The sequence below is a fragment of the Coleofasciculus sp. FACHB-1120 genome (assembly GCF_014698845.1).
Classification (GTDB): Bacteria; Cyanobacteriota; Cyanobacteriia; order Cyanobacteriales; family FACHB-T130; genus FACHB-T130.
On record NZ_JACJTV010000004.1, the window covers coordinates 25445 to 38454 of the forward strand.

Below are 13010 nucleotides of genomic sequence, written 5' to 3' on the forward strand. Positions count from 1 at the left end.
TTAAGTTTATGAAAAACCTTAGCAAGTGGAAAATCTTAAACTCTAAAATGGTGATTAACAATCAATGGTGTAAAGTCAGGCAAGATGAAGTCGAATTACCCAACGGGCAAATTGTTGATGATTTTTTTGTAAATATTCGACCTGACATTGCTGTTATCTTACCAATCACTCAGCAAAAAGAAATTGTTTTTGTCCGCCAATATCGTCATGCCGTTGGAGAAGTTTTATTAGAACTTCCTGCGGGTGCTTTTTATCCAGCCCAAGAGGATAGTGTTGTAGCAGCCGCCAGAGAATTAGAAGAAGAAACGGGATATATTGCAGAGGAATTTATTAAGCTAACCACCTTGTATGACAATCCACCAAAATACACAAATAAGATTCATTTATTTTTGGCTGAAAATGTTCATCAAAGTAGCCAGCAAATGCTAGATATTACCGAAGAGATTGAGGTTGTATTGATTCCGATTTCTGAGGTGATGGAATCAATTGCTCAGGGTAAAATTTCCGTTTCCGGAACGATTGCTGCTATTTTCTTAAGCTTAGATTTTTTATCTCGTCGCGCTGCCAAGCAAATGGATGAAAGTCAGTTTAATTCCTAAAATTTGATAAGGGTGAATCGGTTAGATTTTTTCTGGAAATTACCCATTAACCAGCTAATGCTTAAACATATTAATGTTTTTAGGGAGCCAACTTAATTGTATTCCCTGGATTGATAATGGGAGCAGTCTTGGCAAGGCCCAAAAGGGTTAACCGCACAACGGATATAAGCAGAATGAGCATTGAACTGGCAAGTAATATCCCCAACCAAATAACCCACACCTTCAATGTAATGTTGATCTAAAGGTCTGTGCATTCTTTGCATTTGCCTAGCTTCTACCCTTCGCATCGCTGCTTGTAAACCTTCTCTGTTTCGTGCTTCTATCCTGCGAACGTGCCACACTGAAAGCAGCCCTGGTATTAGACTGACAACAAAAATGAGGAGAATTTCTAACACACGCTGATCCCTTCATCTTATCCTTATAAAATTCTACCCGATTCATATTAGTAGGTAGCGGTAAGCATTTGTAGAGTCACTTAAGCTTATGCACTACCCATTGAACCTTTGCAAATTTTAAGTTTTTCTATTGTTCAACTCAATGCTAAATTTGCTGTACCGTTTAAACATCTTGATTATGACTTTTCAGGCATTCTCTCAGACATTCTCTAGATTGAGTGACCTGAAACAACACATCCCTAATTGATGGAAGTTATTAATGTCATTCCTTCGTCTTCAGTCTGCAAGTAGCGTACCGCGACACTAACTATTCTATTTTTAAGGTTAGCGTAATTTTCATTTATCTCCAAGGAGAGCCAATAAAGCTTAAACTTATTCAACCAAAGGTATACAAATCTCTAGATCCAAGAGCCTATTCTAGGATCTAGAATGGAACACTGCATTAGGTGTAGTGAGAGAATATCCGTGTTGAACCTCGACTCCTTCTTCCCCCAAGAAATGACGACCGCGCCCGAACATCCCTTAGCAGCAAATCGAGATTTGCCGATTCCGGGACAAAGCGCATCTAAGGAAAAAATTCGTCAGATCCAACAACGCGATCGCATTCCGGGAGTCGTCAAGCGGATAGTTTCGTTAGATGCGAATACTTTCTGGGAATATTGGTGGTGTGTTCCGGGGCGCATCTTGCTACCGGAAGATATAGAACTTTTAAGAAGCGATCGCCTCCGCGTAGAATCAATTCTGTCAAAATTGGTTTGGCTGTTTGGTGGTTACTGCTTTGGAGACGATACTCCCCAACAGGGAGAGCAAAAACCCGTCTATGATTGGCAGCAAATTATAGAATTTGCCCGACAGCACGGGTTTGAATCTTATGTGCTGGATATTGATTTTCTACCCAGCGCCATTCAGCTCGATAACCGAAATTCCCAGCTAACGGAAAATACTCCCTCTACTACTCATGTTGCCGTTGAACCCGCTCATTGGCATATTGAGTTTTTTCGGCTGCAACCCGATGAAGCTGGGTTTTTTGAGCTTCAGGAAGTAAAAAACCTCTGTAGTTGCCAAATCTGGACTGGCAAGCCATTCCTCAAAAACCTACAAACCGGCGAAGCCGTTACCCGGTATGACCTCTGGGTTTCCTATCCGGGACATATCACAAATACTCCCTGGATTCAATAGACTCCAATACCAAAAGCTGGGTAGCAATGTGGTATTTTTACCATTCAACTCAACTCTGCCCTGCCATTAGTTAATCCATCGCGTTTAGAGCCAATATTGTCATGAAAAAGCATACCCAAGAAAAAGCCAAGACTCTAGGAGATTGGGCATACCTAGCGATTGAAAAACACTTTCAGAAAACAATTAAGCACGAATCTGATGTTATCAAAGACAAAGATCCAGAAGCTTTACACCAGATGCGCGTGGGAATTCGTCGCCTGCGTTCGGCGGTAAAGGGTTTTGCACCCGCGCTGGATCTTCCTAAATCAGCCCAAGAAAACAAGATTGGGAAAATTGGTCATCGTCTTGGCGGTTTGCGGGATTTAGACGTGCTTCAGGATGCTCTGAAAAACCGTTACCATCCGAATCTACCTTCCAAAGAACAGAAATCCTTAAAGGAGGCGATGAATGCTCTAGATAAGCAGCGCCGACACGCACTAGAACAAGTCCGGGAAACTTTGGATCATCAGGAATACAACAAACTCAAGCAATCATTGCAAGGGTGGCTGAAGCATCCAACTTATCAAGAAGTTGCTCAGATGCCAGTAGATCCGGTTCTGCCAGATTTATTATTGCCAGAAATTAGCCAGCTGTTGCTGCATCCAGGTTGGTTGCTAGGGGTTGAATTTAAAGGGGGACAGATTGAAACGGGTAACGATCTAGAACCCTCAGCCGTAGCGAAACTCTTAACAAAGGATGGGGAAGTTCTCCACAGTTTGCGGAAAGAAGCTAAGCGGGTGCGCTACCAAATGGAACTATTTTCTGACTTCTATGGCCCAGCTTATGCTGGTTATCTGCAAGATGTAAGGTCAGTTCAGGAAACTTTGGGGAAAATTCAAGACTGCGTTGTTTTAGCAGATGTGCTGAGTGATGTCTTGCACTCCAAGCTCAAACACCAACTACCAACACTGACTGAACAGCTAGATCAAACTGTTTACGAAGCTTGGCAAGAGTGGCAACCCATACAAGAGCGTTACTTAAATTCCCAAACACGGCAAGCCTTTCACCTGGCGTTGTTGCAGCCGCGTGATGGAAGTGATATCAACAATGAACCGAAAAATGAACACAAGAACGAGCATAAGAACGAACACAAGAACGAGCAAAGTGGCATAAAAGAGGGGACTAGCGGTATCGGTTTTGGCACATAGCTTTAGAAATGCAAAAGTGGCTTTTCCATCGGCTAGTCTGAAAGTTGGAAAAACATTTTGATTAACGGATGCAAAAGTTCATAAGCCGACTGCGAGTGCGATACCACGAGATGGACTCCTTGGGGCACGTTAACAACGCAGTCTATCAGCATTACCTAGAACACGCAGCAGTCGAACACGATGAACATCTCGGCTTTAACCAGAAGGTCTACGGGGAACTCGGCGGCGGCTTTGTGATGCGGCGGATCGAGATAGACTATCTGCGTTCTGCTGTTGCAGGCGATCGCTTAGAAATTACCACCTGGGTACATCAAATTCAAGGAACCCGTGCCATCCGCCGCTATGAAATCCGCAAACAGGGAGAAGCTCCGCTGTTAGTGACAGCAGAGGCGTTGTGGGTGTGGGTGGATCTTGCCGCAATGCGTCCACGAGCCATCCCTAAGCAGATCCTGGATGCCTTTGGGCAATTGTTTGAGTCTGCGGTAACAGAGTAAAAAATACTTTGTCTAAGGCTAATCAGTCATTAGTCCATCGTCATGGGTCATTTGTTTTTTGTTTCTGACCCATGACCGATAGCTTGTAACAATCTTTAATTATTTTGACGCCTTGAATGTATCTTGCGGCAGAAGGGTGCGCTATCGCCATACCCGTAGAATCTCTCTGGTCTAATCAATTGACATCTGGTTTTTATGAATGACCTTAACGGTCAGCGGTTCGCAAATATTGCCAGATTCTACGAAATACAACAACAGGGAGATTTAAATAATGCAGCGTATTTTTTCAGCATTAGGGCAAGCATTTCGCAACGGCATTTTGATTCTGGTTACGGTGAGTTTGCTTAGCCTTTCCAATTTATTCATTTTTGCAAATCAGCCTGCTTATGCAGCCAGCAATTCTAGTCCAAAGCAGGCTCTAGCAGACAAAATCGAACGCGCCGATAACAATGGTGAAGACTCTGGTTTGCGGGAACAAGCTTACGAAGAAGCCGCAGAACAGGCTCGGAACCCAGAAAAACAGGCTGAAATTTATAACGAAAGTGTAAAAGCCAATAAAGGGCCACAGGCAGAGAATGGCTTAATTGAAGGAGCGAAAGAACTGGTTGAGAAAGTAACAGGTCAAGGCGATAGCAACTAGCTAGATAGATAATTGGTAATTTTTTTAATTACCAATTATCTAAGCAAAAAAGGAAAAATAGACATAGCTCAGTATCGTCAATTTTCCAAATGAATACTGGCAACGCACCCAACATTCCTTTGCGAATCATTGCGATTCCCATTGCGACCCTTTGCGTTAAAAAAGATAGTAATATTCAACGCAAAGGATAGCGCCAATGTTCGCCAAGAAATATTACTCGCCTTCTAAATTTGAACTCAAAATTTTGTCCTTGGATTGTTCGGTTTTCTTGCCGGTTCGTTTCTTTTGCTTAGCTTTCGGTTGAGTAATCTTGTCTAATGGCTTTTCTTCGAGTGGTTTGGGTGGGGGTGCGGTGCCAAAGACAGGCGACCATTCTTCTCGCAATTTAGCGATCGCTTCTTCCTTCAGTTTTGCTTCTATCTCAATCCAGGGAACGTTGCAGTAGGCACTGGGCATCACAGTAATGAAATCGCTATGATGCGGATCGCCAAAGGATTCCCGCCCGTTAGAGATATGAACTAGCTGCCATTCTGGCACGGGCCAAGTCGTTCGCGCTGCTGCCTTCATCTGGGCGATGCTGGGGTGTTCGTAACTGTCCAGCTTCTCGTGAATAATGTGGTGATGGGCGTCAAAGACCATTGGCACGCCAGCTTCGCGGCAAACAGCGATAATTTCTGCTGCACTGTAGGCGTATTCGTCGTTTTCTAGCGCTAATCTTGAGCGAATTTCATCGGGTAAATCGCGGATAACTTGGATCAGTCGCTCAGCGCGATCGCCTTTCCCACCATGTATCTCTATCATCGCCCAAGGCGATCGCGGTTGCCCCAATAAATCCATATTCCGGGCGTGCATCTGGAGAATCTTGATACTGTTCTCAATGACAGAGGGTGTATCGGAACTCAGGACAACGAACTGATCTGGGTGTACCACGATTCGGATGCCAAGAACCGTTGCGCGATCGCCTGTTGCTTTCACCTGTTCCGTAAACTCCTCCAGCACCGCCTCACCCAAATCGGTATCAGCAAAGGGAAACAACCCAGACGGAACTCGGTAAAGCCTGAGATTATTTTCTACACAAAAATCCAGCGCCTTATTCAGGCGTTGCAAGTTGTCGGTATATAATTCCCGCAGCACTTGCTGCTGTTCCGCAGTTTCTAGCTGCAATAGTCGTTTGCGCGTGAGGGCGCGATAACGCACTTTGTCAGACGTTGTGATACACACCAACCCTAATTCGGGTGGTGATTTTGTGGAAGTGGAATGCACGTTTGTCCGGCTAGGCAGATTGCTTATCATCATTGTTTTATCCTTAGTTTTCGTGTGGGTTTCACAAATTTAGATCGCCAAGGCGGTTTGTTAAAAAAATATCTGACAAATTCAGTAGGACTCAATCCAGTTTTTTTCGTAAAAGACGCAAGAATTTTCACTGCGTAGAGACGCGATGAATTGCGTCTCTACAATCTCACTGTTTAACGAGCCATGTTATCCAAACCTTGCATTTACGCTCACCAAATTAATTAGAAACCGGCACGCCTTTAAATGGCTGGGTATTGGGAATATAAATGTCTAACGTATTGATTCCCTGAGGAACTTGTAGCCAAACATAGGCATCGGCTGAGGCACCTTGTCCAATACTGCCAAAATCCACCGAAGGAGTCGCACGTTTCGGAGAAACCGCCTTGTAAGTCTCGTTCGTATTCGGATTGCGGGCAGTGATTGCAGACGGATTTAAAACGTCTATATCTGGATCGGTCGGACTTGCAACCCGTCGCATCCGAAATTGCATATTTACGACATTCCGCGATCCCGTTTCTGGATCGGCAACTCGCCTTACCGAAAGTAATTCTACTTGCGCCTTGCTGTTAAAAGCCGGTTGCACAAATTGCCCTGGTTGAATTTTGGCGTTGGTGTTGGTGGCGTTAGTCGGAGTAGGCACTGGAGAGGCGACGCTAGTGGGGCTGACAGTGGGAGTGCTGTCTGAATCTGGTGTCGGGCTAGATGTTGGCTCTCCGATAGGCGTCGAACCGCTTTTTAAATTAGCGATCGCGTTGAGTTCCTCCCGCAGTTCAAAAACTTGATAGGCACTGAAGCCACTGCCAATCATCGCCAAAATTGAAAGTACAACTGCGATGCCAGATAAAAAATTGCTCATACCGTTTTGGTCAGGGGTAATGGATCGTGAGTCAGCAATTCACATCTTGCACCGGGCGGTTGAAACCGTAAACCGCAGCGATACAACCGAAACCTGCGGAAGTAGATTGCAAACACCCTGATTTGCTCTCTTAGTCCGCGTAGGCGGACTAGGAATGCAATAGCTTCAGAATTCCTTTCTGGTGGCTTGGTGAAAGATGTGAATAGCAACGAACTAAGAACGAATGTCTAATGACGTTGGACTCACGATTATGGACGAATAACAACTGACAATTCCCAATTTTCCATCACCCGTTACCGATTCCGGCCCTATTTATTCTGCCCTTATTTAGAGATGGGCACATTCTTAAATGCCTGTACCTCCGGCACGTAAAGGTCAATAGAATTGACGTTTTCTGGCACCCTCAACCAGACATAGGCATCTGCCGAGGCTTGTGGGCGCAGCTGGAACAAAGAAACGGTTCCCGTCGAGCGATTAATCAAGTCAACGGCTTTGTAGGTTTCGCTCGTCTCTGGATTCCGTCCAGTGGTTCCGCCCACAGTAATGATGTCACCTCCAACCACTCGATCCGCTGACAGACGCCGGACGCGCATCTGCACGTTTACCACGTCGCGGTTTCTTGAGTCGGGATCTTGAATTCGCTTCACAGACAGCAACTCTACTTGTCCTTTGGTGCCCAAGGCAGGCTGTACAAATTGACCGGGTTGAATGTCAGCGCTGGATGCTGGCGCAGCTGGCACAGTGGTTGCAGGTGCTTGAGCTTGGGGCGATGGCGCGATGGTAGGTACTGGGGAAGCGGGGGCGGTTCCACTCACTGGGCTGGCGTTCGCATCCGCAATCGGCACATTTTTAAATGCCTGCGTTTGATCGACATAGATGTCAAGGGCGTTGACACCTGCGGGTACTTTTAGCACGACATAGGCTTCTTGCGGTTGCCCCCGGCGCATCTGATATAAAGAAACCGTTGCTGATGAACGCTTCAAGGGATCGAGTGCTTGATAAGTTTCGCTGGTGATTGGATTCCGGGCAGTTGTCCCACCGACATTAATCAGGTCTCCTCCCACCACATCGTCTGCAAGACGATTAATTCGCATATCCACGCTGACTTCATCAGGCGCACCGAGAATTCTGCGGACGGCGATTAATTCTACCTGCGCTTTGTTGCTTAAAGCAGGCTGAACAAATTGACCGGGTTGAATGCCAAGGCTGGGCGCTGGCGCGACTGCGGCAGATGGAGCGACGGTGGGACTAATGGTTGGGCTGACAGTGGGGCTAGCAGTCGTCACAGGAATTTCTGCGGGAGCGATCGCATTTTCTTGTTGCATTCGCTGATACAGCCACCAACCAGCAGCAACTAAACCTAACGTCGAAAGTACGCTCAATAGAGCAACCAAAAAATATTTACTCCCGTTGTTCCGCCGAGGTGCCTCTATACGACGATTGCTTTTCTCAAAATCGCGCTCTTGAAGTGCCATGATTATAAGTACCTATTTTTTTCGGTTGTAAATACAAAAAAAGCTATGATTATTCCGTATTTTATTCACTTTTTAAGACTCAATAAGCTCTACCATTAGAAATATTTTTATTGGTAAACCAAGTTGCAGTTTCGCACCTATCCAAGGTAATATTTTTATTACCCAAATCAGTTTTATTTGGAAAAATCTGAATGGTGAGTAGGTTGTTAAAAGAAAGTATCAGCTCATTCCAGCCTCAAAAAACCTGTAGTTTCAAAAAAACAAGGTTATCTATTTTTAGGTTTTTCCCGCGCCCCTACTTATTCTTAGAAATTACTAAAATTAGTAAATGCCTGAGCTTCCTGTTGCTCCTAAACACACAATTGCTATCCTGGCAGGAAGCAGCGAGGGCAAATAATCCCGCTGTTTCTCCGAATCGGTCGATAAATTCAAGGCAGGTTTCTCAAGCAGAAAAACCCCAATCCCCTGCGTTGGTTTGTCCTGCCCAACTAGGAAACGCGATTAATGCTATCACCACCCGTCCGGAATTTTCCCGCACTCGTTGGGGAATTTTAATAGAACCATTATCAACAAATTCAAACCTGCCAAAACGCACCCTCTACAGCCGCGAACCAGAGCGTTACTTTATCCCCGCATCAAGTACGAAGCTACTGACAACGGCAGCTGCTTTAAACAAGTTAGGCTCTCAGTTTCGGATTCGCACCTCTGTTTATGGCACAAATAAAGGAGAATTGCGCGTTGTCGGACGAGGCGATCCTAGTTTCAGCGATACCCAGATGAGAGGCTTGGCACAACAGCTAAAGCGCCAGGGAATTCGTCAGGTGCAGCAGCTAATTGTTGAGGATGATTACTTTCAAGGACAGGCAGTAAATCCCAGTTGGGAATGGGGAGACCTTCAAGCACCTTATGGGGCACCCGTTAATAGTTTAATTTTGAATCAAAATGCCACCGTGCTGACCCTATCACCGCGCTCGCCTGGGCAACCGCTACAAACCGCTTGGGTCGATCCAATTGCGATCGCGCAATGGCGACTGGAAAATAATACGGTGACAGGGGAAGCGAAAGCACCCGCAGCGATCGCCGTTAGCGCTGTATTGGGGAAACCCGTGTTGCAGATTAAAGGTCAGCTGCCTGCGGGTGCCGAACCTGCATCTTTGGGTGTAGCAGTTCTCGACCCCGCCCAGTATTTTTTGCAGCACTTCCGGCGGGCTTTAGTAATTGCGGGGATTCCTGTCGCACAATCGCAGGTGGGATCTGGCAAGGAAAGCGGGAACGAACGGGAATTAGCTGCTGTGGAGTCGCCGCCGTTGGAGACTCTGTTGGTGGAAACGAACCAGAACAGCAATAATCTCTACGCAGAAGCTTTATTGCGAACTCTGGGTGCCACCAGCAAAGGCGAGGAAACCCCACCTTCAGAGAATTCTGCGGCAATGGGATTGGCTGCTGTTAAACAAGCTTTAACGGAATTAGGCGTCGATCCTAATAGTTATGTGATGGCTGATGGTTCCGGGTTGTCTCGTCATAACTTAGTGAGTCCAAAAGCACTGGTGCAGACTCTCGAAGCGATCGCGCAAACGAAAGAAGCCGCAATTTACCGCGCCTCTCTCCCAATTGCCGGTGTCAGCGGCACCCTAAAAAGTCGCTTTCAAAACACCCCAGCCCAAGGCATTGTGCAAGCGAAGACAGGAACGATGAGTGGAACGGTTTCCTTATCTGGGTATATGAGCCACCCAGAGTATCAAACGATTGTTTTTAGCATTCTCGTCAATCAATCCGACCAATCCGCCTCCACGGTACGGCAGGCGACGGACGAAATTGTGCTGCTACTGACTCGCTTGCGTCGCTGTTGAGACTATCTACTGTGTACACACAAGTGACTTTTTTTGCTCCCCCACGCTCTCAGACCTAACCCCCAACCCCTTCCCTACGAGGGAAGGGGAGCCATATTCAAAGCCCCTCTCCGACACGGAGAGGGGTTTGGGGAGAGGTCTGCCGACTTGTGTATACACAGTCGGTTGAGACTATAGCGAACCGGATTGGAGCAATGCCCACTTCTAGCTGGGGAAAACTCGAACGCTATCACCCGCAATAGATAGCTGCACTCGGGTTCCCACGGGCAAAGCGGTGTCAGTCATCGTGCGAGCGTGCAATTCGTTGCCAGAGGGAGTTTGGAGACAATATCGATATTCCCGCCCTAAAAACCGTCGGGTTCGGATGACAACGGGTGCATCCGGAGATGGCTGTAGGAGCAAGTCTTCCTGGCGTATCATTAGTTCCCCGGTGAGGCTAGAAATGGGATCTTGTCGTCGGTTCATTGCGACATCAAAACAACCGACTTCTGTTTCCCACAGATGACCTTGGCGTCGGGCGGGAAGGAAGTTCGCTTGGGTGACAAATTCAGCCACAAACCGCGAGGCGGGGTACGTGTAAATTTCTTCCGGCGTGCCCAATTGCTCTAAATGTCCTTGACGCATCACACCAACCCAGTCAGAGATGGCAAGCGCTTCTTCCTGGTCGTGGGTGACAAAAATTGCCGAAGTGCCGATTGCCTTGAGAATGTCTCGTACTTCTTCGCGCAACCTCAAACGCACTTGAATATCGAGATTGCTGAGGGGTTCATCTAAAAGAACCAGCTTGGGTCGCGGCGCTAAGGCACGGGCGAGAGCAACCCGTTGCTGCTGACCGCCAGAGAGTTCGTGAGGGTAGCGCTTTTCTAATCCTTGAAGACCGACGAGAGCGATCGCATCTTCCGTGCGCTCCTTTCCTTGCTGTTTAGTCAACTGTTGCAACCCAAAAGCAACATTCTCCGCCACACTCAGATGAGGAAACAGAGCATAGTCTTGAAAGACAATTCCCACGTCCCGATGCTCTGGCGGCACCCAACAACGGGAATCCGCAACCATTCGTCCCGCAATCTCCACACTTCCGCTATAAGGTCGTTCAAAACCCGCAATCAGCCGCAACAGGGTAGTTTTACCGCAACCAGATGGCCCTAGCAATCCCAACAAATCCCCTTGTTGCAAGGTTAACGTTACATCTTCAACAGCGGGAATTGTATTTTGACTAAACTGCTTCGTTACATTCTGTAAGCGTAAAATTGCCGGTGATTGCATAACTAAAAATTTAAAATTAAAAACTTAAAATTGGAGGCTTTGATTAAATATCTTTTTAGGGTGAAAAATAATTTGCTAAAACTAAATCATCAATAAAATCTTTCCTCATTCCTTCTTTCTCTTCCTTCGCGCTCTTTGCGTCTTCGCGGTTCACAAAAAAACCCTTACTTCAGATTCCTCTAGCTCCTAACCCGCTCTTGAGATAACAATAATAAAGTCGAACCAATCGAAACTAACAACATAAATAAAGAGCCAGTTGCTGCCTCAGCAAACTCAACATTTTCCGTAGCTTTCCAAATCTTTACCGCCAGGGTTTCAAATCCAATCGGTGCTAGCAGCAGAGTAGCCGGTAATTCTTTAATTGCTGTGAGAAACACCAACATTGCTCCAGCAATCACACCCGGACGCACCAGCGGAAGCGTAACTTCTCTGAGAGTTTGCCAGGAACTTCTACCCAAACTCCGCGCTGATTCTTCCAGCTGCGGATTCACCTGCAAAAGCGAACCCCGCACAGTTCCCACGGACTGGGGTAGAAACAAGACAAGATAGGCAAACACCAACATCGGCAAAGTTTGATACAACTGGGGCAAGTAGTTCGCCCCAAAAAATACCAACGACAGCGCCACCACAATTCCAGGCAAACCAAATCCAATGTAAGAACAGCGTTCAATTATTGAAGTGATTCGGCCAGGAAACCGCACCGATAAAATTGCCACAGGTAAGGCAAAAAGAGTAGCGACACCCGCTGTAATTCCTGACGCCAAGATGGAATTGAGGGCAGCCGGTACTAGATTCGGAAGGCTGTAGCCATTATGGAGTCCGCGAATCAGCCAGAACACGGTAATGCCAACAGGAAGCACTAAAGCGATCGCTGTCACGACCGCGCAAAAAGCCACCGCAGGCCACTTCCAACGCCCTAGCAGCAAGACTTTAGGCGGTCGCTGGGAGGTGGAGCCGCGACTATAGTATGCTGCACGCGATCGCGCTCGATACTCTAACCACAAAATCAACAGCACCAGCCCCACCAATACCAATGCCAAAGCCGCTGCTGAATTACGGTTAAAGCTTGCCTTGTACTGCAAGAAAATCGCTCGCGTAAAGGCATCGAACCGCATCAGCGACGGCGTTCCAAAATCCCGCAGCGAGTACAAAGCGACCAATAAACCCCCGGCAACCAATGAAGGGCGTAACTGGGGCAAGATGACGCGAAAGAACGTAGATTGACCGCTTTGACCTAAACTCCGGGCGGCTTCCTCCAGGGTTGGGTCAATTCCTTGCAATCCAGAACGCACGCTCAATAGCAGATAAGGATAGGTAAATAAGGTGAGTGCCAAAATCACCCCAGGCCAACCGTAGATGGAGGGTAATTCCTGCACTCCCAAAGGTTCCAGCAACAACTGCAACAAACTACCCCGTGGCCCAAAGGTGGCAATCAGCGTAAAACTCCCTACATAGCTAGGAACTGCCAAGGGTAAGGTCGTGACAATTAGCCAAAATCGGCGTCCCGGTAAATCGGTTCGCACCGTTAAAAATGCCAGTGGAACGGCAATCAATGCCGAACACAGGGTCACGATTGCCGCCATCGCCGCACTGTTGAACAAAATGGTAAGAGTTCGCGCACGGGAAACTAACTCCCAGAGCGCCTCCCCACCGACACCAGCCGTCCGGATGACCAAATAAGTCAGAGGCAGAGCGATCGCGATCGCTACTGCCGCTGCTGTTAAAGTCAGAAATAAAGGGGGTCGAGCTGCTTTCTCCAATCAGTTAATCGACATTGGG

At 47.0% G+C, this 13010-nt stretch carries 12 protein-coding genes; 6 read left to right on the plus strand and 6 right to left on the minus strand.

From position 1 onward, the window contains the following. Positions 1 to 8: 8 nt before the first annotated feature. A complete protein-coding gene (locus H6H02_RS05695) occupies positions 9 to 599 on the plus strand; it encodes an NUDIX hydrolase (RefSeq protein WP_190815512.1) in 591 nt (196 codons plus the stop codon). 92 nt (positions 600 to 691) lie between these two features. On the opposite strand, the gene H6H02_RS26995 is transcribed toward H6H02_RS05695, so the two are convergent. Next, positions 692 to 994 (minus strand): DUF6464 family protein, encoded by a 303-nt coding sequence (locus tag H6H02_RS26995; RefSeq protein WP_347342566.1) that lies wholly within the window; start codon positions 992 to 994, stop codon positions 692 to 694. Positions 995 to 1459: 465 nt separating this feature from the next. Here H6H02_RS26995 and H6H02_RS05700 point away from each other — a divergent pair, with 465 nt between their 5' ends. The 4 genes from H6H02_RS05700 to H6H02_RS05715 all read left to right on the plus strand — a co-directional run bounded on the left by H6H02_RS05700 (position 1460) and on the right by H6H02_RS05715 (position 4494). Next, positions 1460 to 2173, plus strand: a complete 714-nt coding sequence (locus tag H6H02_RS05700) for a hypothetical protein (protein WP_190815515.1) — start codon at positions 1460 to 1462, stop codon at positions 2171 to 2173. A 101-nt stretch (positions 2174 to 2274) separates the two neighbouring features. Beyond that, positions 2275 to 3360 carry a CHAD domain-containing protein gene (locus H6H02_RS05705; protein WP_190815517.1) on the plus strand — a complete coding sequence of 362 codons (1086 nt, stop codon included), beginning with the start codon at positions 2275 to 2277 and terminating at the stop codon, positions 3358 to 3360. A 68-nt stretch (positions 3361 to 3428) separates the two neighbouring features. Further along, on the plus strand, positions 3429 to 3854 hold the full coding sequence (locus tag H6H02_RS05710) for a thioesterase family protein (protein WP_190815518.1): 426 nt from the start codon (positions 3429 to 3431) through the stop codon (positions 3852 to 3854). Between the two features lie 271 nt (positions 3855 to 4125). Then, positions 4126 to 4494 (plus strand): hypothetical protein, encoded by a 369-nt coding sequence (locus tag H6H02_RS05715; RefSeq protein ID WP_190815520.1) that lies wholly within the window; start codon positions 4126 to 4128, stop codon positions 4492 to 4494. 213 nt (positions 4495 to 4707) lie between these two features. On the opposite strand, the gene uvsE is transcribed toward H6H02_RS05715, so the two are convergent. The 3 genes from uvsE to H6H02_RS05730 all read right to left on the minus strand — a co-directional run bounded on the left by uvsE (position 4708) and on the right by H6H02_RS05730 (position 8118). Then, positions 4708 to 5790 carry a UV DNA damage repair endonuclease UvsE gene (uvsE, locus tag H6H02_RS05720; protein WP_242040576.1) on the minus strand — a complete coding sequence of 361 codons (1083 nt, stop codon included), beginning with the start codon at positions 5788 to 5790 and terminating at the stop codon, positions 4708 to 4710. A 214-nt stretch (positions 5791 to 6004) separates the two neighbouring features. Further along, on the minus strand, positions 6005 to 6643 hold the full coding sequence (locus H6H02_RS05725; RefSeq protein WP_190815522.1) for a hypothetical protein: 639 nt from the start codon (positions 6641 to 6643) through the stop codon (positions 6005 to 6007). Between the two features lie 323 nt (positions 6644 to 6966). After that, positions 6967 to 8118, minus strand: coding sequence for a hypothetical protein (locus H6H02_RS05730; RefSeq protein ID WP_190815524.1), 1152 nt, complete (start codon positions 8116 to 8118; stop codon positions 6967 to 6969). A gap of 344 nt (positions 8119 to 8462) precedes the next feature. On the opposite strand from H6H02_RS05730, the gene dacB reads away from it, so the two are divergent. Further along, the gene (gene dacB / locus H6H02_RS05735) at positions 8463 to 9968 is read left to right on the plus strand and encodes a D-alanyl-D-alanine carboxypeptidase/D-alanyl-D-alanine-endopeptidase (protein WP_242040577.1); all 1506 of its coding nucleotides are present in this window, start codon (positions 8463 to 8465) and stop codon (positions 9966 to 9968) included. 204 nt (positions 9969 to 10172) lie between these two features. Here dacB and H6H02_RS05740 read toward each other — a convergent pair whose 3' ends face one another. Next, the gene (locus H6H02_RS05740; RefSeq protein ID WP_190815527.1) at positions 10173 to 11231 is read right to left on the minus strand and encodes an ABC transporter ATP-binding protein; all 1059 of its coding nucleotides are present in this window, start codon (positions 11229 to 11231) and stop codon (positions 10173 to 10175) included. Between the two features lie 179 nt (positions 11232 to 11410). Next, positions 11411 to 12991, minus strand: a complete 1581-nt coding sequence (locus H6H02_RS05745; protein ID WP_190815528.1) for an iron ABC transporter permease — start codon at positions 12989 to 12991, stop codon at positions 11411 to 11413. Between the last annotated feature and the right edge of the window lie 19 nt (positions 12992 to 13010).

Excerpts from the sequence above, each read along its gene's own strand:
- H6H02_RS05695 (WP_190815512.1), top strand. The coding sequence starts at position 9 with ATGAAAAACCTTAGCAAGTGGAAAATCTTAAACTCTAAAATGGTGATT.
- H6H02_RS05705 (WP_190815517.1), top strand. The coding sequence starts at position 2,275 with ATGAAAAAGCATACCCAAGAAAAAGCCAAGACTCTAGGAGATTGGGCA.
- H6H02_RS05710 (WP_190815518.1), top strand. The coding sequence starts at position 3,429 with ATGCAAAAGTTCATAAGCCGACTGCGAGTGCGATACCACGAGATGGAC.
- H6H02_RS05715 (WP_190815520.1), top strand. The coding sequence starts at position 4,126 with ATGCAGCGTATTTTTTCAGCATTAGGGCAAGCATTTCGCAACGGCATT.
- uvsE (WP_242040576.1), bottom strand. The coding sequence starts at position 5,790 with ATGATGATAAGCAATCTGCCTAGCCGGACAAACGTGCATTCCACTTCC.
- H6H02_RS05725 (WP_190815522.1), bottom strand. The coding sequence starts at position 6,643 with ATGAGCAATTTTTTATCTGGCATCGCAGTTGTACTTTCAATTTTGGCG.
- H6H02_RS05730 (WP_190815524.1), bottom strand. The coding sequence starts at position 8,118 with ATGGCACTTCAAGAGCGCGATTTTGAGAAAAGCAATCGTCGTATAGAG.
- H6H02_RS05740 (WP_190815527.1), bottom strand. The coding sequence starts at position 11,231 with ATGCAATCACCGGCAATTTTACGCTTACAGAATGTAACGAAGCAGTTT.